The following is a 22,660-nucleotide window of genomic DNA, read 5'->3' as shown; positions in this document are numbered from 1 at the left end:
TCACTTTCGTCTCCTGTCACTCTGGTTATCACACCCGGCGCGTCTCCGCTGCCTTAAAAACCAGTGTAGAGCGTCAACTTCAAGAAAGCAGCATATCCAATGACAGTATTAATGAATCTAATACTATGTCACGTGGCGGCTGAAGTTGAATGCACAACCTCACGCGATTCGGGGATGAACGACGTCGGCGTGTCGGCCCCCCGCGTCCGTATTCTTGTATTTGTCGGGGGGCGGCAGGGCGAGCGGAGGTGCTTGCGGCGAGATGGGCACAAATGCGCTCGGCCTTCCGGGTGTTCCCGGCTGTGGCAAACATGGGATGGCCACATCATGGGCACATTGAGGAGAGAGCGATGATTAGTGCCGACCTTGGGCAGCAACTTGAGACCTACGTCACAAAACTGGTTGAATCAGGCCGTTACGGCTCGAAAAGCGAAGTTTTGCGCGAAGGCGTGAGACTTATACAGACCGTGAGGCTCAACTTGACAGAGCCAGGCAGAGCCCTCGGCGGAGCGCTCTGCCTGTGTGCACTAAAACGACTTAGTTAAATGACTGCAGGCTGCGCTCGAATCCTACACCGCCGTCACGGATCTTCGCCCGGGCAGTCAGCGCTGCCATCATGATAAATCCAGCTGCGACGAGGAAAGGATAGGCTGCCAGCAATTGAACCAATGAGTATTTCCACGCCAGCGGCCGGCCTACGCCCAGCAACGCGGCATAAAACCAGGATACGGCAGAGATCGCGCCAGAAAAGATCGCCAACATGCGCGCACTGAACGTCAACCGGAGCAACGAACCGACGCGCTTCAATGCCGGCATCACGACAGAATGCAGTGCCACGCCATTCAGCGTCAACAGCACAACCATTCCGATCTTGGCCTGAATCTTTGGATTGTTGAAGTACGTGAAACTCTTGGCAGCGACGTCAATCCAGATAATCGCGGCGCCTGTGATCCACAAAACAATCAAGGCTTTTGAAATCGTAGACTGAAGACCGGTGAGTTCGTCAGCATCATGCTGATTCCCGTAGTCTCCGGTCCAGAGTTGCCTGATCATCCTTAAATCACTGGTCAGCACCAGTCCAACAGCAACGCAACACGCTATCAGGTGAAAATAAACAATACCAAGTCGTACAAATTCCATCGAAATTTCCTCCGAAAAAGCAGCCTTTATGGCTTTGGATCGATTAATAAAATTAATCGACGAAGACCCCCTACAAGGTTAGTTATAAAGAACGTTGTCGATAGTTCTCACCACTGACAATGTGAGAATGGTGTGGTGCGCAATAACAGGGTTGTGCACGACACGGGCACTGCTTCTATCGGCAGAAGAATGCCGAGCCATGCGCGGTCGAATTGGAAAATTCGCAAACAAAGGTTCCCCAAGCATCGGTCTGCAGGTAAGTTGCCGAAGATGGAGGGGAGCTGCCTGGGCATCTGCACGCACAGGCAGACGCCGGATGGCGGTGTGGGCGCGACGCTGTATTACCGCGGTATAGGCGCCCGAGCCAAAAGGGGTGAACCGATCATAAAAGCTCGGGCCACGCAGCGTCCAGCCTGTTAACATTTACTTACATGAGCGTTGGCCGCGCTTTTTCGGACAGTATTCTGAGATTTTTAAGTGAAACGTCCGTGGACTGCTGCCGGAACCAAGGCATTTGCCAGCCTCACGCCGCCGTTGCGATATCCGAATTGACGTCACAAACGTTTGCGTCGTGAATCGTTGCGGCGCGCCAAATTAGAAGAGCCGGCATCGCGCCGGCTCTTTTTGATGAGCGTCGGATTACTTCGCCGCATCGGCCTCACATTTCTTCATGAATGCGGTCTTTGCCGCACCGGCGAGCGGCTTACCATTCTTGCCAACCGCTTTCGCATCGCAGGCCGCTGAGGCGGAAGCGCCATTGCCGCTCTCGCACTTTTTCATGAATGCCGCCTTGGCAGCCCCGGCCAACGGCTTTCCGTTCTTGCCAACGGCTTGCGCCTCGCAGTTGGACGCTCCCGCTTGAGCCGCGGCCGAAACGGCCGGCTGGGCACCGGGCGCCGGCGCCGCCGTCTGGGCGAAGGCCGTACCGGCGCAAAGTAATGCTGCTATCGTTGCCGCAAGAAGCTTGTTCATTACGATACCCTCCTCGAATGTAAGGCATAGCGCCTTATGCAAATAAACGCCCGAGCACCCAATGCGTTGACGCAAAACAGCAACGTCGCGCCATTCACCGCGAGGTGGCGGCGCGTAGTCCCACACATTCGACTGAAGATGCGTTTCGGTATGCCATTCGGTATGCCACATATGCATGGCTTGAGCAGGATCTCGTTGGACCGCGCAGAAGCGCCCGGCAACAGCTCACACCCTTTCGATCGCGAGGGCAATGCCCTGACCCACGCCGATGCACATCGTGCATAGCGCGAAACGACCGCCAGTGCGATGCAGTTGATACATTGCCGTTGTCACAAGTCGCGCGCCGCTCATGCCGAGCGGATGGCCGAGCGCTATTGCGCCGCCATTTGGGTTCACACGCGGATCGTCGTCCGCCACGCCCAGCTGCCGCAGCACCGCCAGCCCCTGGCTTGCGAATGCCTCGTTGAGCTCGATCACGTCGAACTGGTCGAGCGTCATGTTCAGTTGGGCAAGCAGCTTGCGCGTCGCCGGCGCCGGGCCGATGCCCATGATGCGTGGCGCGACGCCTGCCGTCGCCATGCCGAGAATACGCGCCTTTGGCGTCAGACCGAACCGCTTCGCATGCGCTTCGTCGGCCAGCAGCAGCGCGCAGGCGCCATCGTTGACGCCCGAGGCGTTGCCGGCAGTGACGCTGCCGGCGGGCCGCACCACGCCCTTGAGCCTGGCGAGCGCCTCAAGGCTCGTGGCGCGCGGATGCTCATCCCGCTCGACGACGATCGGATCGCCCTTTTTCTGCGCAATCGTGACGGCAGTGATTTCCTGCGCCAGCGTGCCATCGGCTTGCGCACGGCTCGCCTTGTCCTGGCTGCGCAGCGCGAACCGGTCCTGATCCTCCCGGCTGACGTTGAATTCCACCGCCACGTTCTCTGCCGTCTCCGGCATCGCGTCAACGCCGTATTGCGCCTTCATTAGCGGATTGACGAAACGCCAGCCGATTGTGGTATCAAAGATCTCGGCCTGACGGGCAAATGCGGCGGTCGCTTTACCCATCACGAACGGCGCGCGGCTCATGCTCTCGACGCCGCCTGCGATCATCAGGCCGGCCTCGCCTGCCTTGATGGCGCGTGCAGCACTACCCGTGGCGTCCATTCCCGAGCCGCACAGGCGATTGACGGTGGAGCCCGGCACGCTTTCCGGCAAGCCCGCCAGCAGCGCCGACATGCGCGCCACGTTCCGATTGTCTTCGCCGGCCTGGTTGGCGCAGCCGAAGATCACATCCGAGACGGCGCTCCAGTCGACGTCCCGATTTCGCGCCATCAGCGCCCCCAGCGGGATCGCGCCGAGATCGTCGGCACGCACGGTGGACAGGCTGCCGCCGTAGCGGCCGATGGGGGTTCGGATGGCATCGCAAATGAATGCTTCAAACATCGTAGATCTATCTCCAATGGGCAAAACCTGGCCGGTAGCGTTCAGGCCGCCGGCAGCATCGGCACGCCGGTAAGCCGCTGCAGTTCGTCGAAATCGAGCCCGTCGACGATGTCGCGCACACGCAGGCCGTCGGGCGTCACGTCGAGCACGGCAAGATCGGTGTAGATGCGCGTGACGCAGCCGACGCCGGTCAACGGATAGGTGCAGGCCTCGACGATCTTGCTCTGACCCTGCTTGGTCAGGTGCTCCATCATCACGAAGACCTGCTTCGCGCCGGTGGCGAGGTCCATCGCGCCGCCCACGGCGGGGATCGCGTCGGGCGCCCCCGTGTGCCAGTTGGCGAGGTCGCCGCGCACCGATACCTGGAACGCCCCGAGCACGCAGTAGTCGAGATGACCGCCGCGCATCATCGCGAACGAGTCGGCATGATGGAAGTACGCGCCGCCGGGCTTGAGCGTGACGGGCTGCTTGCCGGCGTTGATGAGGTCCTCGTCCTCCTCGCCAGGCGCCGGTGCCGGGCCCATGCCGATCACGCCGTTCTCGCTTTGCAGGATGATTTCGCGGTCCTGAGGCAGGTGGTTGGCGACGGCCGTCGGCAGGCCGATGCCGAGGTTGACGTAGGCGCCGTCGGGAATGTCGGCCGCGACACGGGCGGCTATCTGGTCTCTGGTGAGTCGTTGCATGGCAATTCCAGTAAGAGCGTGGGGCGTGCTGATGCGCGCTCAGGCAGCCGGATGCGACGGGGTCGCGACGATACGCTGCACGAAGATCCCCGGTGTGACGACGGCCTCGGGATCGAGTTCACCCAGATCGACGATCTCGCTGACCTGTGCGATGGCGCATTTCGCCGCGCTCGCCATGATCGGGCCGAAATTGCGCGCCGTCTTGCGGTACACGAGGTTGCCCCAGCGGTCGCCTTTGAGCGCCTTGATGAGCGCGAAATCGGCATGGATCGGGGTCTCGAACACGTACGGCTTGCCGTCGATCACGCGCGTTTCCTTGCCCTCGGCCAGCGGCGTGCCGTAGCCGGTCGGCGTGAAGAAGCCGCCGACGCCTGCCCCCGCGGCGCGAATGCGCTCGGCAAGATTGCCTTGAGGCACCAGTTCGAGCTCGATCTCCCCGGCGCGGTACAAGCCGTCGAATACCTGGGAATCGGTCTGGCGCGGAAACGAGCAGATGATCTTGCGCACCCGGCGGGTCCCCAGTAGCGCAGCGAGTCCGGTCTCGCCGTTGCCCGCGTTGTTGTTGACGATCGTCAGGTCGCGTGCGCCCTGCGCGATCAGCGCGTCGATCAGGTCCGACGGCATGCCGGCGTTGCCGAAGCCGCCGATCATGATGGTCGCGCCATCACGGATGTCGGCGACCGACGCCGCCAGCGAATCGTAAATCTTGTTGATCACACAACCTCCCGGTGCCTGCGCCCCCCCTTATGGGGTGCACTCACTGCAAATCATCAACCCCATCGCCCATGCCGCCGAACGGGACGCCTTTCTTGTTACCCTCGACGTTCGCTGTGCGAACATGAATTCGCTACATGAACATAGGATAGGAATGTCGATGCGCCCTGTCAAGGGACTTCGGTGGACAGCGCGGTCTTCAGGTAGCTGACGCGGCGCAAATCCATTACCCTTGGCGTTTGCGCCGGGAGCGCGTGCAAGCCTCAACCGGCCCGATTCATAGACGACATGACCTCATCCGATAGCGCAGAGAAGAAGTCCAGCGACTCGTACGTGCAATCCTTCGCGCGAGGCCTGGCCGTCGTGAAGGCTTTCAACGCCGAGCACCCTGCCCAAACGCTGACAGAAGTCGCACAGGCGTCCGGGCTCACGCGTGCCGGCGCCCGCCGCATCCTCCTCACGCTGCAGACATTGGGTTATGTGCGCAGTGACGGCCGGCTGTTCCGCCTCACGCCCAAGATCCTGGACCTCGGCTTTTCCTACCTGACATCGATGCCGCTATGGAATCTGGCCGAGCCGTTCATGGAGGCACTCGTACAGGAGGTGCAGGAAAGCTGCTCGGCATCGGTGCTCGACGGCGACGACATCGTCTACGTACTGCGGGTACCCGTGCGTAAGGTGATGTCGATCAACCTGTCCATCGGCAGCCGCCTGCCGGCGTGGTGTACGTCGATGGGCCGCGTGATGTTGGCGGCGTTGTCCGACCGCGAGCTCGACGAGGCCGTCGGCCGCGCCGATCTTCATCACTACACTGCGAAGACAGTGCGTGATCGGGAGCAACTCAAATCGAGCGTCATGAAAGCGCGGCAACAGGGGTGGGCGTTAGTCGATCAGGAACTGGAAGAGGGCTTGATCTCGCTGGCGGTCCCCATCCGCAATCGTGCGGGTCACGTCGTCGCGGCCATGAACATCAGCGGCCAGGCCAACCGGACGTCGCCCGCACAGATGGAAAAGTCCTTCCTTGAACCGCTTCGGCGTACGGCTGACCGTATATCGAGTCTGGTCGTGTAGATGAGTGCGGGCAATAGCGGTCGCGCCGCCTCAATCGCACAATTTCATTGTATTGAGTGCGAGTCCACCTCTATCATGATCACCGGTTGATCTCCACATTCGGTCCGCAAGTCGCTGGACAGCCGGCACCCGCATTACCGGCAGGCGGTTTATTCCCCGCCGTCCACGCACATTTTCCGCGTAGGACGAGCACAGCCCGCAAGTGGAGAGACACCCTCCCTGGCTCGCCAACCTTCGTTGGTCAGCGCTTCGGTCACTCATCCCAGGAGTCCGCATGATCATCCGCTCTGCCCTTCCTTTGATTGCCGCAGCCTCACTTTCCACTGCGGCCTCGGCGCAGTTGCTTCAGGAGAAGAATGTCTCACTCGAAGCTGCAGTCGAAATCGCGCAGCAGGCAGTCCATATCTGTGCTGCGGATCATTACAACGTTACGGCTGCCGTCGTGGACCGGTCGGGCGTATTGCGTGCGCTTATGCGCGCAGACAATGCCGGACCGCATACCGTCGATTCCGCGCGCCGAAAGGCCTATACCTCTGCTTCCACCCGCAATCCCACCAGCCGGATCGTCGAGAATATCCAGAAGAATCCGGCATCGGCCCAACTCACCGCAGTCGACGGCTTCCTGATACTCGGCGGGGGCGTTCCCATCAAAGTGGGAGATGAGGTGATCGGTGCGGTCGGCGTCGGCGGTACACCCAGTGGCAACCTCGACGAGGCATGCGCGGCAAAAGCCATTGAGAAGGTTCAGTCCAGGCTGAAATAAGCCGCTGCGCCTCACAAGCTCCGTGCCGGAGGCGTTCTCCGGCACGAGGCATGGCCTGGGACCGAGGCCTGCCAACTGCCCGGTTCGTCCGCTGCAGCCCCGACAAGCCGCCCTGATCCGACATTTGTTATTTGCCCTATAACAGCTCACAGCTATGTGAGCCTGTTCTCCTGGGATATGGTCATCTATCCTAACGAAAACGCGACTCGGTGCGCCGTCAGCATCGCAATGTTTGCGACAACATCGGCTTGGCAACAGCCGTTCTGGAGAGACTATATGTCAAGCACTGAAACCTACCTGGTAGATTCCATCCGGCTTGCGATGGAAAACGTGCGCGAACGCAAGACCTGGCCCTTCGGCGCCGTGCTCGTAAAGGACGGCAAGGTCCTGGCCCGCTCGGTAAACGAGGTTGACGCAACCTGCGACCCCAGCGCGCATGCGGAAATGCAGGCGGTGCGCGCTGCCAGCAAGTCCCTGGGGACTACCGACTTGAGCGGAAGCACGGTCTACGCCAGCGGATACCCTTGTTCAATGTGCTTGTCCGCGATGTACCTGGCAGGCGTGAGCCAGGTCTACTACGCGTACTCCAACGAAGACGGCGCGCCCTTTGATCTATCTGCGGAACGTGGCTATGTGGAGCTGGCCAAACCACTTGAGCAGCGGGAGATGAAGTTGACCTACGTGCGAGCCCGCGACCAGGGCCAGGATCTGTACGAGGCCTGGAACGCGCAGCAGGGCAAGTGAGCGGTGCCCCGTCACTCGCCCCTCATCGCTCACCCGCGTCGGGGATCTCCAGGCTCAGCAATGCCGAACTCAGGGACTTGCCATGTGCATCGAGGGCGAGGGAGCGCGTCACGCCGCCACCGAGTGCTTGCCCCAGAACGAAGTTGAACGCAGCAAGTTTTGGGAGCTCATACCGCACGACGTCGCCCCGGACAACGTCACTCAAATGCGCTTTCACACGTTCTACCGACAACGCACGACGCAGGCGTTCGTAATCGCGCGCGTCGTAGCAAATAACGGACACATTGAGCGTGTTGCCTTTGTCGCCGGTTCGCGCATGTGCCAGGTCTCTCAATTTCATCTCATACCTCCACGAACTGGAACGCAGGCTTCGTCTCCGCCCTCGGCAACAGGACTGACTGCACTGCAAGGACCTCGCGTACCGCCTTTGTCGCACCGCCACCGCCGGACGGACCGTTCGTATAGAGCGCCTCGACTTCATTGCCAATCCGGGCGGCCTGCGCAGCCGACAAGGTGCGTCCAGCCACGCGCACGCGCACTTCGCACGGCTCAGGTGTACCCGCAGCGATCATTTCGCCATAGAGCGAACTCACGCCGATCAGATCGAAGCGCAGTTCGCTCGTCTCTACGCCCGTCAGTCGGAGCCTTTCGCGCACGATGTCCAGCGCGAGCCGCGCGCGTGCGACTGCGCCCGGCCCGCCGTACGAAATCTGGCCCTCGCCGATATAGCCGTCGGTGTATGCGACCGTTACCTTCAGCGTGTCCGTACGGGCCGTGCCGCGGCCTCCCGTGACCCGCACACGATCCGGCGCTTCCTCATGCACGCTGACTTGCGTGAAGTCCGCAACCACATCGGGCTGCAGATACCGTCGGGGATCGTGGATCTCGTAGATAAGCTGTTCCTTGCACGTCGCCTCGGTCACGCGGCCGCCAGCCTGGGGCACTTTCGTGATAACGACGGAACCGTCGGCGCTGACCTCTCCTATCGGAAAGCCGAGACGCGCGAGATCGGACACGTCCTTGAAGCCGGGATCGGCGAAATAGCCGCCTGTCACCTGTCCTGCGCATTCCAGCAGGTGTCCTACGACGGTCGCCTGCCCCAGTGCCGCCCAATCGTCCATGTCCCAGCCGAACTCGTGAATCAGCGGCGCGGTGAAAAGCGACGGATCGGCGACACGCCCCGTCAGCACGATGTCGGCGCCCGCCGCCAGCGCGGCGACGATGGGTGCCGCGCCCAAGTAGGCGTTGGCCGACACAAGACGGCCCGCGTATGCCGAAACGCGCTCGCCCGATTCCTCGAAGCGGAAGTCGCCGTGCATCACCACGTCGAGCACGTCGTCGCCGGTCACAGCCGCGATCTTCAGCCCGCCGAGCCCGAGCTCGCGCGCAATCTGCGCGGTCTTTGTCGCGGCAGCCAACGGATTGGCCGCGCCCATGTTTGAAATGATGCGCACGCCCCCCGCCACCGCGATGGGCAGCACCGCGCGCATGCGCGCGTCCAGCAGCGGGTCGTAGCCAAGATCGGGATTGGCACGTCGCGCCTGCTGGGCAATCGCGATCGTCCGCTCGGCCAGGCATTCGAACACGAGATAGTCGAGCGCGCCGTGCGCCGCCAGTTCGACGGCCGGCTCGATGCGGTCGCCGGAGTAGCCCGCGCCCGCACCGAGGCGCACCACGCGGCGCGTGCCCTGAGTTGTCGTCATGTCTGTCGCTCCCGCGCAATCATGCGCAAACTCACAATGGAAAGACGCCAAGCACAACGCATGCGACCGTCATGATGATCGAAGCGCCGAACAAGAGCGGAAATGTAAATTTCTGATGATCGGCAAGGTCGATGCCACACAGCCCTACGACCAGGAACGTCGCGGGCGTAAGGGGACTCACCGGGAAGCCTGTGGTCATCTGCCCGAGTAGTGCAGCCTGGCCCACCTGCACAGCCGGCACACCTAACTGCCCCGCCACCTCGGCGACCACGGGCAGCACGCCAAAATAAAACGAGTCAGGATCGAACAGCATGCTGAGCGGCATCGAGACGAGGCCCAGCGCCGCCGGAATGTGCGCGGCCATCGCCGGTGGCACGAAGCCGACCGCCGCCTGCGCCATCGCCTTGAGCATCCCGCTGCCCTGCATCACCCCCGTAAACACGCCGGCAGCGAGCAGGATGCCGGCCATCATCAGCGCAGCACGCGCATGGGCATCGATGCGCTTGCGCTGCATTTCCACGTTCGGATAGTTCACCATCAGCGCAATGCACAGCCCGACCATGAACATCAGCGCCGGAGGCACCTTCTCACCCATCACGACCATGGTGCCGAGGACGATCAGCGTCAGGACGATGTTGAACCAGAAGTGCTTCGGGCGGCGCAGGGCCTGTTCCTCGGCCGTCAATTCACGCTTCGGCATGGGAATGTCGCCTGCGCCGCCCGTCAGGCCCAGGCGTATTTCCTCGCGCCGGCCGAGCCAGTATGCCGTGCCGAACACGAATATGAGACCGGTGAGCTGCACCGGAATCAGCGGGTTGAAAAGCGTGGAGACCGGCAGATGCAGCGACGCGGATGCCCGAATCATCGGCCCGGTCCAGGGAAGGAAGTTGATGCCAGCCGCCATCGATACGGCAGCGGCCAGCACGCGGCGATCCATCTGCAGCCGATCGTAGAGCGGCAGCATCGCGGGAATCGTGACGAGGAAGCATACGGCGCCGGAACCGTCGAGGTGGATCAACAGCGCAAGCAGCGTCGAGCCCACGACAATGCGCGTCGGCCGCGTGCCGACGGCGCGCAGGATGCGGTCAATGATGGGATCGAGGGTACCGGCATCCGTAATCGTGCCGAAATAGAGAATGGCGAATACGAACATGCCGACGACCGGCGCCAGGCTCTTGAGCCCGTCAATCACAAACTTGCTGGTCTGCAACCCGAAGCCGCCGATCAACGAGGCCGCAATGGGCACAATGATCAGCGCCACGAGCGGCGACATGCGTTTCGACAGAATCGCCGCGAGCAGGACGATGATGGTGGCCAACCCGAGAAATGGCAGCATAAGCTTGTCTCCGTTCTTGTCTTCTCATGCAAACCAGCGTAATTTTGATCCAGTGATAATGCAATTGAAATGATCTGATAGCAGCAATCAATAATCGTAATGGATCTCAATCTTCGCGATATCCGGGCGTTCGTGGCCGTCGCACACGCGGGTAACTTCACGCGAGCGGCAGCGCGCCTGCACTTGTCCCAGCCTGCTTTGACGGTCCAGATTCGCCGGCTTGAGGAAATCGTTGGCGTGCGGCTCTTCGACCGGGACAGCCGCAACGTGGCGTTGACGCCCGCCGGCCGCGATCTGTTGCCGCTCCTGCAGAAGTCGCTCAATGACATGGAGCACGTGTTGATCGATGCCCGGGCCCTCGGAGAGGGTTCCTGGGGCGTCGTGAGAATTGCTTGCCTGCCGACATTCGCCGCGAGTCTCCTGCCCGATCTGATTCAGGATCTGAGAAAGGACGTGCCTCGCGCCGGCTTCCATATCCGCGATGTGGTAGCGAGCCAGGTCAATGAGCTGGTCCGCAACGAGGAAGTGGACATTGGATTGACGGGAGGCGGTCAGGCGGACGCGGCATTCGATGTCCTGCATACCGGGGTCGATCGGCTCGTCGCCGTATGTCCGAAGGCACATCCGTTAGCGCGGATGCGTCACATCCGCCTGACGGACCTCGCCAGCGTGCCGCTTGTGCTGACGGCCCAGGGCACAAGCGTGAGGGCTGTCGTCGACGCGGCTTTCTCCGACGCCCGCTGTACGCCCGAAGTGGCTTGCGAGCCGATGTACATGATGACGGCGGTTGCGATGGTACGCGGCGGACTCGGCGTGACCATTCTGCCTGGCACCGCGCGGGAGGTCCGTGCAGAGCCCGGGCTCATTGTCCGACCGATCAATGATCCTGCGTTTGTACGTCCGATTGCGCTTATCAAACGGCGCGGCCGTACGCTGCCGAAAGTCACGGAACGATTTGTCGCCGCGATGAAACAGAAAATCGATCCGGCGCCGCAGGCTTAGGGGGCAAGCGGCACCGGATAAAAGCGCTAGCGAAGCTTCCTGAGCGCCTCATCCACGAAGGTGTTGGTGTACGTTTGGTCGACCTTCACCGACTTGTAGGCAGGATTGAACTCCGACAGCACACGCCACTCCTTGGCCGCGCCATCTGCCGGCATCCGGCCATCAGTGGCAAACATCGGTATTTCCTCCTTGAGCACCTTCAGATAAGCGGCACGGTCTTTGCCGGTGATCTCCTGCGGAATGATGGCCTCGATCTGCTCCGGCGTGTGGGAATTGATGTACTGCAAGGTGCGGACAAACGCATTCGCCAGATGCCGGGCGATCTCCGGATGGGCTTTTACGCGCGCGCTTGACATATAGACCGTGCTCGATGGAAACAGCGTGCCAAATTGCTTGCGCGTGCCTTCGACCGTGGTGAGGTCGGCAAACACCGTAGCGACACCTTTCGACTCGTAAAAATCCCCGTCAGGCGTGGGGGCGACCACGAAATCGGCTGCCCCGTTGCGCATGGCGTCAACGTTCCTCTCCTTTCCGTCCGTCCCCAATCGCGTGTAATCGCTGATTTGATTGCCGCCCTCAAGCATCAGCGCGTTTGCCACCGTGCTCTTCGAAGAACCCGCGCCACCCGCGATAAAACGGCTTCCTTTCAAATCGGCCAAGGTCTTGTATTTGTCCTTTGCCTGGCCGGCCACCAGGACTTTGGCGCCCGGCGTTACCCCCAGCGTGACGATCGCCTCGGTAGACATGCGATGCGCCTGGTTGACGACGTTGTGATGGTAGTAAGCCATCACCGCGTCGACCCGCCCGTCCATCAGCATCTCGGCATGCGGCATGTCGTCACGGGTGTTCATCACGGTCACGGTCACGTTGCCGTCGTTCAGATAGCCGAGGCGTTCGGCCAGCACTACAGGAAAGTTACGTATTGCCTTGATTTCGTCGACCAGAAGCACGATACGGTTCGATGCCGCACCATCGTGGGTCGGCGCGAGCTCGGCGGCCACCGTATGGCCAGCCAGTAGAAAAATCGATGAGAGCGCGAAAGCGAGCTTGTTCATAGGGCACCCAATGTTGATCAGTCTTACGTCAATTCACTGCGACAGGATCGGCAATCACCACTTGTTCTTCCGTGCGCACGCTCTTTTTGCTGTCGCTGATCGCCTTCCACTCCGGGTTGTGCTTCAATCGCTCTCGCACCTTCGCAACCACCGCATCGCGCGCACTGAGCGCGGCCTCATCTTTGTATTGGAGGATCACCATCGCGGTCCAAGGGCGCCCCGCCGGAAAACTGCTGGTGTACAGAGCGTATCGAGACAGCACGCCCTCCTCCATCCATCCCTTGAACTGGGGAATCACATAACCGTCGGCATAGTTCACGTAATCGCTCGGCGAGACCAGCGTCTTGTATGGAATCACGACGTAAACGGCGTTCTGCGATGTGTCTGCCGCGCTGTCCGTGCGAATCAGATCGACCGGCGCGGTATGAATTGCCGTAGTCAGTGCCAGCCCCTTTCTGGACAGGGCAGCAGGCGTTGTCTGCTCGATCGTCCGCCAGCGATATAGATCGCTCGAAGTCGCGAATGTCAGCAGTGCCATGGCATCCCAATTGTCGGAGTCGGCATATCGATTGAACAACACACGATAACGCTTGATGCGTCCGTCACGCTTCCAGCGCTGAACCTCGCGTACAACAGACTGCGCCAGTTCGCGGTGTAACGCCGGCCGGTTGGCTGGCGCTGTGTGATAAGTGATGATCAGCGATAACGATCCGTCGGCGGGCGGTTCGGCGGCACTTGCCACGCCGTGAACCTGCGTGCCCATCAGCACGGCAGACACCGCGAGCATCCAGCGGAATAGTTGAAGCGGTCTGATTCTCATCATTTGAATGTGCCTATAAACGTTGGCTCTTCGGCGCCATCTCCTGGCACCCCACGTTTCCAGCCGGTTGAATAAAACGCTCATCACGCGGTCGAAGCGGATCGGAATTTGATCTCGTCGCGGCGCTACAAATCAAGCACCAGCAACGCACTGTTCGCACGCGAGCAACAGGGCATGAGCTGGTTGTTTTTCTCACGCTCGGCAGCGGTCAAAAAGCTGTCGAGGTGCTCGACATCGCCTTCGATGACCCGAGTGACACAGGTGCCGCAAATGCCCTGCTCGCACGATGTCGGGATCTCGATACCGCATTCGGCCAACGACGCGACGATCGTCTTGTGCTCCGGAATCCGATAGACCTTTCCGGTGCTGGCGAGCTTGACATCGAAAGCACGTGCCGGCGCCGGCTCGCGTGAGGCCGATGCGAAATACTCCCGATGCAATTGCGCCGCCGGCCAGCCTCGTTGCAGCGCCGTACTGATTACCGTATCCATGAAGCCGGACGGGCCACAAACATAGAGATGCGTACCCGGTGGCTGGCCATCAAGCACGGCTGTGAGATCGAGTCGTTGCTCGGCAGGGCCGTCGCTGAAGTGATGCGTCACGCGGTTTGCGTAGTCAGCTTGCGCAATGCGTTCGGCGAAGGCCGTACGTTCACGCGAGCGCGTGCAATAGTGCATCTCGAAGTCGGCACCAAGACAAGCCAGCCGCTCTGCCATGCAAATAATCGGCGTCACGCCGATTCCCCCCGCCAACAGCAGGGAGCGCCGAGCTGAACTCGCCAGCGGGAAGTGATTCTTCGGCACGCCGATCTCAAGGAGATCGCCTTCGTCAAGCGTATCGTGCAACGTCATGGAACCGCCGCGCGACTGAGGCGCCCGCAACACTGCGATCAGATAGCGGTGCGTTTCCCGCGGGTCGTTGCACAGGGAATATTGCCGCAACAGCCCATGGCCGACCTGCACATCGATGTGCGCCCCGGCGGTGAACGGCGGCAGCGCTTTTCCGGACGGCTCGGCAAGCTCGAACGTGCAAATACCCGCGCCTTCGCCGGATTTCCTGACTACGCGCACCGTCAGACCCGCATCCGCCGCTGATGGCCGGGTGCTCCGGCGCACGTAACTCTTGATGCCTGTGTATGCAAGCACGGGCACAGCCAGCACCCCCAGGAGCAACAACAGTTGCCCGAACATGCCGCCCACTGCGCCGGTATGCCATGAAAGCGTCCAGAAATACACCTTGTGCCCCGGACTGCTATCGGCATAGGGCGTGAACCTCAGAATCTTGCCAGTGTATGCGTCGAGGAACAGTATCGTGCGCGCGTTCGGATGCGGCGCATCATGGTCAATGAGGTACATTTCCACTGAGTCGCGCGGCTTGTGAGGAATATGCATCAACGCGTCTTGTGGCGCCGGCACGAGTGACTTGGCAGTTTGCCAGAGCGTCTCCAACGGCAAGCGCCTGACGCCGGCCGGCACGGTCGACTTGGGAGGCTTGGCGGGTTGTGGTGACCCTGCGATCGTATAGATACCGTGCGCGTACCAGTCGAAAGCCTGCGGCAATCCGGTGAGAACGCACGACAGCACGATCAGACTCACATAGAGTCCGACCGTCTTGTGCACGTGACGGGTGTTCGCCACGCCGCCGACACCAGAGGTGAATTTGGCGGCGCGCTTCAACCCATACCACGTGCGAGGCCACCATAGCGCAATCCCGCCAATGATGAGCACCACGCCGAACAGGATCGCGCTGGTGCCTGTGATCAGGCTGCCGTGTTTCATGAACCGGAAGCGATGCACCTGCTCGATGACACCCAATACGCCACCGTAACGGGCGCGCTCTCCCAACACGGCGCCGGTGCAAGGATTGAGGTAAATGAAATGCTGATCGGTGAAACGAACCATCGCAGCCGGCATGCGCACAGCATTGTCGTGGGCCGCAATGATCCTGACGTAATCGAGCGTGGCAGCCGGGCGCATCGCGGCAGCATTGGCGGCCAGCGTATCGAGCGGCACGTGTGCCGTGCAAGCCGGCACCGTTAGCAGGTCACGATTAAGCACAGGCTCCAGATTCGGACGGAACACGATGGCAGCGCCGGTCAACGCCATCAGCACAACCACCAAACCGACGGTCAGACCGGTCCAGCGATGCGCCTGCAAAATGACTGTACGAAGGGTCGGCTTCATGGCGTAATTGTTGTGGCAACCGATGACGCTCCATTTTTGGCACCCCAACCTGAACGCAAACTGAATTCGCGCCCTTTATTGGGGTATATCCCGAGCTGATCGCACAGGATGCGCAAAAGCGCCGAACAGCGAACGCTGCCCCCGGCGTTCGCGAGCACCCGATGCAAGTCCGCTAAAGTTCGACATGTCACTGCCGTTAACGGCAGTGATATCCTGCGGTTACGCCTTGCGCATCCCTAAGGTTCAACCATCTTCGTCTGACGAGTGCGTTTCTATAATGAGGACATTTCGCGCGATGGGACATGACGCCAACTGCGTGGGGCTTTCGCCCGCATCGACGTTGCCTGACCTGTCGACGCAGCGCCCGCAACGCAGCGGCCTGTCGGTACCCGGTGAAATGAATGATTGGGGCACCACTGAAGTGCACATTGAAAGCGCGCTGGCAAAGTGGCTGCCGACGCACACCGCGAATGCGTTTGACGCGGCGGCGGGCGAGCGGGAACGGTTTGGCGAATTGTTGGTGCTTGGGGGGAAAATCACGCCGGATCAGCTTGCCGACGCACTATCGGAGCAATGCGCAACCGGAGAGAGACTCGGGCATCTTCTGACCCAAAAAGGATGGATAACGAATGAGGAGCGGGATGCCATTCTCGCTTTTCAGGCGGGTCAGGTCGGCCATGATGGCCCTTTGCGCTTGGGAAAGCTGCTGCTCGCGGCAGGATGCATTAGCCGGCAACAGCTGGACGATGCCGTTACGCGCCAAAAAACGTCACCCAAGAAACTCGGCGAAGTTCTGGTGGACGCAGGATATGTCAATCCAGGGCAGGTTTCGCGCAGTCTCCGTTTGCAACGTCGTCTGATAAAGGCGTCCCTGGTCTTCTTGCTCTCATCATTGGGCGCCGCGGGTATCGAGCCCGCGCTCGCCGAGGGGCCCACGCATGTCCTCGCCGTCACGGCAGTGGTGCTGCCGAGCGTCCGGATGAATGTCCAGAAGCAGATGCCGGAACTCACGGTGACATCGCCAGATCTGGAACGGGGCTACATCGACATTCCTGCCGCGTCTGTCGTCGATATCGCTGCGCTGACCAGCCAAGGCTTTACGTTATCGTTCGACACTGCTTTGCCCATCTTCAGCGCGGTCGACATCGTGGGCCTGAATGGCTCGGCCAGGCTGGGTGCTGACGGCGGAACCGTCACGCAGCGCGAAGCCGGGCGCGTGCGCAAGACGCTAACATTGGGTTACCGCTTTTACCTGTCGAAGGGCGTTCGGCCAGGCACTTATGCATGGCCTCTCGTCCTCAGTGCCGCTCCGGCTGACGGGGCTGGTTAGGGCCTGTTCAGAAGGACAGGGTCATGATCAGCGTGGCATTGTACGTCCCGACGCTGACGTCCTGCCCGCCAGGCACTTGCCCGTATATCGTAAACAATCCAAATCGCGGACTGCCTTGCAGGGTGAGCGTCACGGTCTGCGTGCCGCCCGTTCCGTCGCCCCAAATCGTACGCATGGCCGCATCGGTGTACAACTGATAGCTGAGGACGTCGGTTGCGCCCGTCATCTGACGAGGTCCCAAGCCCGATTGACCGTCAATGGAAAGCGTCACTGTCGCATTCTTATCGCACGCCACCTGGACCGTTGCCGCCCCGCTCACCGGCGTGCCGCTGAGCGGATCATAGCTGCCAAAGTTAATGCCCGAGGAACTCGTCACCGAGCACGTTGCCGATGCGGCATGGGAAATGCACGCGTAAGTGCTTATCGCGACAGCGACAGGTAGCCAACAGCATAGATCGCGACATGCCTTCCTCATGGTTGAGCCTCAAGGCAAATGACGTCGCCCAGGTGAGGCAAGGCGTCTGCGGACTTCGTCAAGTTCAGTGCGGCTTGGCAACTGTGCTTGTCCCATTCGGCGTAGAGACGATTGGTCGAGTCGAGCCCGGTGAGAAATAGTGCCCCCTCGAGCGCGACAGGAAATGCAACTGTCTGTCCGGCGATATGCACTTGCGCCCCCGGGGGCAAGGGTTTGCCGTCCGGCGTCACGATACGCATCATTGCACCATAAGACTGTCGAACGGGCGGGCGAATCACGATGCCACTCCGATAGTACGGTACGGCATTGGCGCTCAGGCTATCGATGGCAGTGTCCCACGGCAGGTCTCGCTCCTCGATCCGAATCGGGTTGTCTTCGTACGGCCGCAAGCGAGGAATCAAGGCATTGCCATCCGCGTCCGTGCGACCCACCAGCTGATTGTCGGCATAAATCCTGACATTGGGCAAGTTGGGCAATTGCACCAGGCCGAAGCTGCCATCGATATGGCGACTGAGAAATGCCGAACCGCCCATCACGGTTGCGCCACCCGAGACGCCCGCGCGTGCGGCTGACTGTCCGGCAAATTCGGCGCCTTCGAGCGTATAGGTGGCAATCCGATTCTGCAGGTACAAACTGGCCTGCTGGGGCGCGTTGACGGCGGCTTGCAAGCGGTAGCCGTATCCTTCACCGGCTGGCAGATTTCTTTGCACTTGCAGCAGGGATTGTGCCGGCGCACCGTCCGATGACGTATGCGTCAGGCTCGCACTCGGTCCGCCGCCACCCAGCGGCAAGACCAGGCTGATATTGATGGAATTCGACGCTGAACCGCTCAACGCACGAAATGCTGAAATCGAGACGAGGCCGACGCGCTTTATCTGCAAGGAATAGCTGATACCCCCAACGGCAAAGCCGGGGTTGCCCGAGATGGCTTGTGCCAGATAGGTCAGGTTAAGCGAGCCATATCGGCTCAGCGCGAAACCCAGGTTGGCGCTGGTTTGCCGACGTGGCGCCGGGAAGCTCGCGTCAGCACCCAGTTGCTGAAATGTCGCGTCAGCCGCCTGCGTTTGGAAACTGAAGCTGAGATATTCGCTGCGCCGAACCAGCCCCAGCGCCCATAGGTGCCCCACCCCCATGGCGCTACGGCTTAGCGCAAGGGAAGCGGTGGTTACGCCCAGCAATGGCGCGAGATAGACTGCGCCGATGCCCATTGTCGCCCGGTTGCTGCCTTGTACTTCAAGGTGGCCCTCGCCGGTCAGGGCATTCGTGATGCCGCGGCGATAGGTGCCAGACGCGAAGGCGGACCCGTAGTCAAAGCTGGTCAGCCCATAGTTCTGTCGAACACCGCCGAGCTCAAACGAATAATCCTGCAAGCCCGGGCGCAGGAGACTATTACTCGCATAAAACGGCTGACTCACGATCTGCTCTCTTCCGAGAACGTCCTTGATGACCAGTTGAACGTTGCCGTCACCGGTCACAATCGGAAGCGCGTTGATGGAGAATGGTCCGGGTGGCACATCCTTGCGCGTGGCAAGGATGTTATTGACGTACACGTCGACCGTGGAGGGCAAGGCCGCTTGCCCGGCGAATGTCTGCGTGGGTACCGTCACAAAGCCCGGCCGCGTCCCAAAATTCGTGGCGTATTGAATACCGCCGAAACGTACGGCGCGTCCCCATAGGGCTGCAGCGCCTGTCACGTTGTCGCCAAGGCGCAGGCTGGCCATCTCGTCGGGCCGGTCCGTTGTCCAGGTCGTATCGAGCCGGACAGCGCGACGGGTCGCAACACCGTTTTGCATCGCAACGGTCGTCGTGCCCACGCCCAGGGCGTTGAACGCCCCCACCTCGAACAATCCTGACTGTGTATTGGCTTGCGCCGCCTGTTCGGCGAAGATGTCGTAGTTGAAGTACAGCCCGGGAGGCGAAGGCGTGGGAGGCGATATCGGCGCGCGATCCACACTGGCTTCGGTGGTAGCGAATGCACTGGCATTGACTTGCAATGCCAGACTTTGCGTGGATTCGTCTACCGTGTATTTCGCGCCGGGCAAGCTGGAAAGCGGGTAATACCGCGCACCCTGCCGGACGATCGGCGCTGCGTGAGGGCTTATCAAGCGCAGCCGTGACAGGTCGCTTTCGGAGACCCACAAGTCGCCGCGAACATCTCGCAGGACGAGTGCGGTTCCCGCGCTGCCCTGACGGTTCACCTCAATGTCCAGGAGCAATGGCTGGTCATTTTGTGCCGGGGAATTCACGGGGTCAGCCAAGCCATTTGGCGGGGTCTTGCCGGCGGCTGAGTTCGCGAACAAAAGCAGCTGCGCAAGCGCGATCCATGCGGCGCTACTTTTTCTCCACGGCAATTTCAACGTCGGCGCTTCCCGCATCTGTATAGGCTTTCAGGCGTACTTTTCTGCCGCTCAACTTCTTGGCGGGGTCGGTCGGCAGCACCCATTCGTGAGCCTGTCCTGGCAAAACGTAGGCGGCAACTTGCTGAGCCGCGACCGGCCGGTCATCGCCCACAAGGGTCAAGGCGAAATCGGTGACCTGCATATGTGCCGTCCCCTCATTCATGGCGCGAACTTTCAGCCGCCCTCGGTCAAGCGTTTCGACGGACCATTTGAGCGCTGCCTTCGCAGGTTGTTGCGCCTGTACGAACACGGGCAAACCAAGACGCAGCGCCACCTGCAAGCCCTGAAATCCTGGTTGGGCCGCGGGAGGAACCTCCTGCAGATAAATTCGGTAACTCAGTTCCTTGAGCGGATCCGGGACGCGGCGCAATCCGACTCGAAGAATCTGCACCTTGCCGGGCTGAACCGTAAAAATGGGAGGCGTCGCAAGAATGTCTTCGGTCGGCGCGTAGACATCACGCCCGTCGGACTGAGTCCATTCCATGGTTTGCACCTGAACGATGACCGGTTGTTCGCCATCGTTGCGAACCGTGAGCGCAGCGCCTTTGTCCTCTGGCGACAGGGTGACTCTAATTGGCGACACCTGGAATCCGGCGGCTTTGACCGACGCGGGGATGATGACGGCCATCAGAATCAAGCTGATGAACCATGCGGGGCGCCAGAAATTGTTTGCCACCGACGTATTCCATTGCTGAGGCCAACCCGACGCATCGGGGTGGCCTTGTCATTCGGGAGGGGCGTCAGAAATTGACGGTTGCTACGACGGTATCGGAGTAGCTGTCCACCGAGACGTCTTGTCCGCCAGCGATTTGACCGCACACGTTGTAAGTGCGCGAGGCCTTGCTTGTCGCCTGCCCGGGATTGAAGACGTTGCTGCCGCTACTGCCCCAGACCGTGGGGCTGGAGTAACTGCACGCGGCGCCAGGCGAGGTGGCTGACGGTTGATAGAGCGCGTAGGACAAGAGGTTTGATGAACTGGCGCCAATCATTCGCAGGGCCGAGCCCGATGCATTGCCTCCCAGACCCAGTGCGATGGTGGGCGCTGCACCTTTGGTGCAGGCGATCGACACCGTGCCGGTGGCGTTGAGTGGGGCGGTGGCATTGGCTGTCACCGGGTCATAGGCCGAGAACGACACGGGCGTGGTGGTAATGGAACAGTTGGCCGCAACACTGGCCGTCACGCCGAGATTCGCGTTGCTGCTGCCAGCGAAAGCGGCGCTGGGGCACAAAACTGCACAAACAAGTGCACCGATTCCGAAAACCGTGTGTTTCATGAAATTTTCTGGTGGGTGTCAGCGAGGTCGACTGAACGGGGTACAACCCTGACCGGGAACAGGGAAACCGCGCAGGTCCCTTCCCTATCAAGACCGGGATATTTTCGTCGAACATGGTTCAATATTCGCCAAACCCGCTATTTTCGCACAAAACTTTCCCTACACCAGATTTTGGTATCAATGACGCGCGGCCGCACATCACTCAATGCGACAGAACGTATGCGGGTGTCGCGTTGATCGAACGCGCGTAACCGCCCACCACGCTGATGAGCACAAGCGCACCAAGCAGATAGCCGCAGGCCGACGCCGCCAGCGCCAAGCCTGTTGCGTGCCCGCCGGCAACAGGCGTAAGCACGTCGCTCAACACGCCGACGGCCAATGGCCCGAGCCCGGCGCCGATCGCCAGGATTCCGAAATTGTAGGTCGCCACCATCGTAGCGCGCCGGTGGGCGGGCACAATCTGAGCAATGGCCGCATAGGTCGGTGCGAGCCACCAGACGGAAAATACCGACAGGCCGAGCACGAACACAATCATGCGTGGCACGACAACGCCGCCAATAAGCCACGGATGTCCAGCCGGATACAGCGCGTAACCGATTGCCATCGGCAGGGCGATCAGCATGCCGATGATCGGCACGCCGAGTTGCCAGCGCGAATCGCGTTGTGCCAGGCGGTCACACAGCCACCCGCTGAACAACGAGCCGAAGATCGCACCCACGCCACCCACCAGCCCCATCAGCAGGCCGGCGTCCTTGAGCGATACGCCGTGCGTGCGCATCAGGAAAGCCGTGCCCCAAATTGAGTACGCGTAACCCGAGAATGACAACAGCGTGCCCGCAAGCACAATGCCCATGAACGGCCGCGAACGGAATGCATCGCGCAGCACGACGGCAAGCGGCTCGTCCGTCTTCTGCGTGGCGTTTTTGACGCGCGCGCCCGCCGCCGTCTGCGCCCCGGGTTCAGCACCCGGGTCCTGAACGCCGCGCCGCGGCTCGACACCGGTCAGCCGTATCAGCAGCGCAAACATGATGCCGGGTATCGCCATCCAGATGAATGCGGCGCGCCAGCCGTGTTCGAAGGCAATGCGTGCGCCGACCCCCAGTCCGATAACGGCGCCGATCGGCGCGCCAAGCATATAGAGGCTCATGGCCCGCGCACGGGCGGTGGGAGGGTAAAGGTCGGTGATGATCGAAATGGACGACGCCCCGCTGCCCGATTCACCGGCCGCCACACCGATACGCGCGATCGCCAAATGCCAGTACTGGGTGGCGAGACCGCACAGCAATGTCATGAGGCTCCAGACGCCGCAACTCCACCCGATAAAGTTGCGTCGGTTGGCGCGGTCGGCGTAGCGCCCAAAAGGCAGCGCCACGATGCAGTAGACGAATGCAAATGCGACGCCGGTCAGCAGCCCCATCGCTGTGTTCGAGACGCCGAATTCACGTTGGATCGGTTCGACCAGGACACCCATGATTTGCCTGTCGATCAAGCTGACGGCGTTGACAAAAAACAACAGCAGCAGCGTGTAATGCCGGCGTATGCGGGAAATTTCAGAATTCATGGCTATC

The 22,660-nt window shown here is 61.1% G+C and carries 22 protein-coding genes; 6 read left to right on the top strand and 16 right to left on the bottom strand.

The window, feature by feature from the left end; all coding sequences use genetic code 11:
- The first annotated feature begins 149 nt into the window (after window positions 1-149).
- A complete protein-coding gene (locus tag PTE30175_RS29245; RefSeq protein ID WP_420819648.1) occupies window positions 150-545 on the top strand; it encodes a type II toxin-antitoxin system ParD family antitoxin in 396 nt (131 codons plus the stop codon).
- On the opposite strand, the gene PTE30175_RS16105 is transcribed toward PTE30175_RS29245, so the two are convergent.
- The 5 genes from PTE30175_RS16105 to PTE30175_RS16085 form a co-directional block, all read right to left on the bottom strand.
- Window positions 538-1,140 (bottom strand): hypothetical protein, encoded by a 603-nt coding sequence (locus PTE30175_RS16105; protein WP_150698077.1) that lies wholly within the window; start codon window positions 1,138-1,140, stop codon window positions 538-540. The two genes, PTE30175_RS29245 and PTE30175_RS16105, sit on opposite strands and share 8 nt — an antisense overlap.
- Before the next feature lie 639 nt (window positions 1,141-1,779).
- A complete protein-coding gene (locus PTE30175_RS16100) occupies window positions 1,780-2,112 on the bottom strand; it encodes a hypothetical protein (protein ID WP_150698076.1) in 333 nt (110 codons plus the stop codon).
- 225 nt (window positions 2,113-2,337) lie between these two features.
- Window positions 2,338-3,540, bottom strand: a complete 1,203-nt coding sequence (gene pcaF / locus PTE30175_RS16095; RefSeq protein ID WP_150698075.1) for a 3-oxoadipyl-CoA thiolase — start codon at window positions 3,538-3,540, stop codon at window positions 2,338-2,340.
- Between the two features lie 41 nt (window positions 3,541-3,581).
- On the bottom strand, window positions 3,582-4,223 hold the full coding sequence (locus PTE30175_RS16090) for a CoA transferase subunit B (RefSeq protein WP_150698074.1): 642 nt from the start codon (window positions 4,221-4,223) through the stop codon (window positions 3,582-3,584).
- A 39-nt stretch (window positions 4,224-4,262) separates the two neighbouring features.
- On the bottom strand, window positions 4,263-4,940 hold the full coding sequence (locus PTE30175_RS16085; protein WP_150698073.1) for a 3-oxoacid CoA-transferase subunit A: 678 nt from the start codon (window positions 4,938-4,940) through the stop codon (window positions 4,263-4,265).
- 285 nt (window positions 4,941-5,225) lie between these two features.
- Here PTE30175_RS16085 and PTE30175_RS16080 point away from each other — a divergent pair, with 285 nt between their 5' ends.
- The 3 genes from PTE30175_RS16080 (at window position 5,226) to PTE30175_RS16070 (ending at window position 7,515) form a co-directional block, all read left to right on the top strand.
- On the top strand, window positions 5,226-6,008 hold the full coding sequence (locus tag PTE30175_RS16080) for an IclR family transcriptional regulator (protein ID WP_150698072.1): 783 nt from the start codon (window positions 5,226-5,228) through the stop codon (window positions 6,006-6,008).
- Window positions 6,009-6,282: 274 nt separating this feature from the next.
- Complete coding sequence (locus PTE30175_RS16075) at window positions 6,283-6,771, top strand: GlcG/HbpS family heme-binding protein (RefSeq protein ID WP_150698071.1); 489 nt, start codon at window positions 6,283-6,285, stop codon at window positions 6,769-6,771.
- A 276-nt stretch (window positions 6,772-7,047) separates the two neighbouring features.
- A complete protein-coding gene (locus PTE30175_RS16070) occupies window positions 7,048-7,515 on the top strand; it encodes a nucleoside deaminase (RefSeq protein WP_150698070.1) in 468 nt (155 codons plus the stop codon).
- 22 nt (window positions 7,516-7,537) lie between these two features.
- On the opposite strand, the gene PTE30175_RS16065 is transcribed toward PTE30175_RS16070, so the two are convergent.
- From PTE30175_RS16065 to PTE30175_RS16055, 3 genes are read right to left on the bottom strand one after another with little or no spacing between them, the layout of a single operon-like run.
- Window positions 7,538-7,855 carry an AtuA-related protein gene (locus PTE30175_RS16065; protein ID WP_150698069.1) on the bottom strand — a complete coding sequence of 106 codons (318 nt, stop codon included), beginning with the start codon at window positions 7,853-7,855 and terminating at the stop codon, window positions 7,538-7,540.
- 1 nt (window position 7,856) lies between these two features.
- Complete coding sequence (locus PTE30175_RS16060; protein ID WP_150698068.1) at window positions 7,857-9,218, bottom strand: acyclic terpene utilization AtuA family protein; 1,362 nt, start codon at window positions 9,216-9,218, stop codon at window positions 7,857-7,859.
- Window positions 9,219-9,249: 31 nt separating this feature from the next.
- Window positions 9,250-10,554 carry a CitMHS family transporter gene (locus tag PTE30175_RS16055; RefSeq protein WP_150698067.1) on the bottom strand — a complete coding sequence of 435 codons (1,305 nt, stop codon included), beginning with the start codon at window positions 10,552-10,554 and terminating at the stop codon, window positions 9,250-9,252.
- Between the two features lie 99 nt (window positions 10,555-10,653).
- On the opposite strand from PTE30175_RS16055, the gene PTE30175_RS16050 reads away from it, so the two are divergent.
- Window positions 10,654-11,556, top strand: a complete 903-nt coding sequence (locus PTE30175_RS16050) for a LysR family transcriptional regulator (protein ID WP_150698066.1) — start codon at window positions 10,654-10,656, stop codon at window positions 11,554-11,556.
- Between the two features lie 26 nt (window positions 11,557-11,582).
- Here the strand turns inward: PTE30175_RS16050 and PTE30175_RS16045 are convergent, their stop codons facing one another.
- The 3 genes from PTE30175_RS16045 to PTE30175_RS29120 are packed head-to-tail and all read right to left on the bottom strand — an operon-like array spanning window position 11,583 to window position 15,614.
- Window positions 11,583-12,611 carry an ABC transporter substrate-binding protein gene (locus PTE30175_RS16045; protein ID WP_150698065.1) on the bottom strand — a complete coding sequence of 343 codons (1,029 nt, stop codon included), beginning with the start codon at window positions 12,609-12,611 and terminating at the stop codon, window positions 11,583-11,585.
- A 28-nt stretch (window positions 12,612-12,639) separates the two neighbouring features.
- Window positions 12,640-13,515, bottom strand: coding sequence for a hypothetical protein (locus PTE30175_RS16040; RefSeq protein WP_224788806.1), 876 nt, complete (start codon window positions 13,513-13,515; stop codon window positions 12,640-12,642).
- 41 nt (window positions 13,516-13,556) lie between these two features.
- On the bottom strand, window positions 13,557-15,614 hold the full coding sequence (locus PTE30175_RS29120; protein WP_150698064.1) for a PepSY domain-containing protein: 2,058 nt from the start codon (window positions 15,612-15,614) through the stop codon (window positions 13,557-13,559).
- A 295-nt stretch (window positions 15,615-15,909) separates the two neighbouring features.
- On the opposite strand from PTE30175_RS29120, the gene PTE30175_RS16030 reads away from it, so the two are divergent.
- The gene (locus PTE30175_RS16030) at window positions 15,910-16,944 is read left to right on the top strand and encodes a cyclic di-GMP-binding domain-containing protein, MshE-related (RefSeq protein WP_150698063.1); all 1,035 of its coding nucleotides are present in this window, start codon (window positions 15,910-15,912) and stop codon (window positions 16,942-16,944) included.
- A 7-nt stretch (window positions 16,945-16,951) separates the two neighbouring features.
- Here PTE30175_RS16030 and PTE30175_RS16025 read toward each other — a convergent pair whose 3' ends face one another.
- The 5 genes from PTE30175_RS16025 to PTE30175_RS16005 form a co-directional block, all read right to left on the bottom strand.
- A complete protein-coding gene (locus tag PTE30175_RS16025; RefSeq protein ID WP_150698062.1) occupies window positions 16,952-17,419 on the bottom strand; it encodes a Csu type fimbrial protein in 468 nt (155 codons plus the stop codon).
- Window positions 17,416-19,617, bottom strand: a complete 2,202-nt coding sequence (locus PTE30175_RS16020; RefSeq protein ID WP_191629100.1) for a fimbria/pilus outer membrane usher protein — start codon at window positions 19,615-19,617, stop codon at window positions 17,416-17,418. Before PTE30175_RS16020 ends, PTE30175_RS16025 begins: the two co-directional genes overlap by 4 nt.
- Window positions 19,618-19,750: 133 nt before the next feature.
- Complete coding sequence (locus tag PTE30175_RS16015) at window positions 19,751-20,494, bottom strand: fimbrial biogenesis chaperone (protein ID WP_224788805.1); 744 nt, start codon at window positions 20,492-20,494, stop codon at window positions 19,751-19,753.
- A gap of 64 nt (window positions 20,495-20,558) precedes the next feature.
- Entirely contained in the window at window positions 20,559-21,092 is a 534-nt protein-coding gene (locus PTE30175_RS16010; protein ID WP_150698060.1) for a Csu type fimbrial protein, read from the bottom strand.
- Between the two features lie 202 nt (window positions 21,093-21,294).
- The gene (locus PTE30175_RS16005) at window positions 21,295-22,653 is read right to left on the bottom strand and encodes a spinster family MFS transporter (protein ID WP_150698059.1); all 1,359 of its coding nucleotides are present in this window, start codon (window positions 22,651-22,653) and stop codon (window positions 21,295-21,297) included.
- Window positions 22,654-22,660 lie beyond the last annotated feature (7 nt).

Origin of the sequence: Pandoraea terrae, from assembly GCF_902459695.1 — a bacterium.
GTDB lineage: Bacteria > Pseudomonadota > Gammaproteobacteria > Burkholderiales > Burkholderiaceae > Pandoraea > Pandoraea terrae.
This window is presented reverse-complemented; position numbering and strand designations above follow the sequence as displayed.

Coding starts and splice junctions, on each gene's coding strand:
- pcaF (WP_150698075.1), bottom strand. CDS start 3,540: ATGTTTGAAGCATTCATTTGCGATGCCATCCGAACCCCCATCGGCCGC.
- PTE30175_RS16040 (WP_224788806.1), bottom strand. CDS start 13,515: ATGAGCGTTTTATTCAACCGGCTGGAAACGTGGGGTGCCAGGAGATGG.
- PTE30175_RS16090 (WP_150698074.1), bottom strand. CDS start 4,223: ATGCAACGACTCACCAGAGACCAGATAGCCGCCCGTGTCGCGGCCGAC.
- PTE30175_RS16005 (WP_150698059.1), bottom strand. CDS start 22,653: ATGAATTCTGAAATTTCCCGCATACGCCGGCATTACACGCTGCTGCTG.
- PTE30175_RS16030 (WP_150698063.1), top strand. CDS start 15,910: ATGGGACATGACGCCAACTGCGTGGGGCTTTCGCCCGCATCGACGTTG.
- PTE30175_RS16045 (WP_150698065.1), bottom strand. CDS start 12,611: ATGAACAAGCTCGCTTTCGCGCTCTCATCGATTTTTCTACTGGCTGGC.
- PTE30175_RS29120 (WP_150698064.1), bottom strand. CDS start 15,614: ATGAAGCCGACCCTTCGTACAGTCATTTTGCAGGCGCATCGCTGGACC.
- PTE30175_RS16025 (WP_150698062.1), bottom strand. CDS start 17,419: ATGAGGAAGGCATGTCGCGATCTATGCTGTTGGCTACCTGTCGCTGTC.
- PTE30175_RS16105 (WP_150698077.1), bottom strand. CDS start 1,140: ATGGAATTTGTACGACTTGGTATTGTTTATTTTCACCTGATAGCGTGT.
- PTE30175_RS16065 (WP_150698069.1), bottom strand. CDS start 7,855: ATGAAATTGAGAGACCTGGCACATGCGCGAACCGGCGACAAAGGCAAC.
- PTE30175_RS16100 (WP_150698076.1), bottom strand. CDS start 2,112: ATGAACAAGCTTCTTGCGGCAACGATAGCAGCATTACTTTGCGCCGGT.
- PTE30175_RS16060 (WP_150698068.1), bottom strand. CDS start 9,218: ATGACGACAACTCAGGGCACGCGCCGCGTGGTGCGCCTCGGTGCGGGC.
- PTE30175_RS16080 (WP_150698072.1), top strand. CDS start 5,226: ATGACCTCATCCGATAGCGCAGAGAAGAAGTCCAGCGACTCGTACGTG.
- PTE30175_RS16010 (WP_150698060.1), bottom strand. CDS start 21,092: ATGAAACACACGGTTTTCGGAATCGGTGCACTTGTTTGTGCAGTTTTG.
- PTE30175_RS16050 (WP_150698066.1), top strand. CDS start 10,654: ATGGATCTCAATCTTCGCGATATCCGGGCGTTCGTGGCCGTCGCACAC.
- PTE30175_RS29245 (WP_420819648.1), top strand. CDS start 150: ATGCACAACCTCACGCGATTCGGGGATGAACGACGTCGGCGTGTCGGC.
- PTE30175_RS16055 (WP_150698067.1), bottom strand. CDS start 10,554: ATGCTGCCATTTCTCGGGTTGGCCACCATCATCGTCCTGCTCGCGGCG.
- PTE30175_RS16070 (WP_150698070.1), top strand. CDS start 7,048: ATGTCAAGCACTGAAACCTACCTGGTAGATTCCATCCGGCTTGCGATG.
- PTE30175_RS16075 (WP_150698071.1), top strand. CDS start 6,283: ATGATCATCCGCTCTGCCCTTCCTTTGATTGCCGCAGCCTCACTTTCC.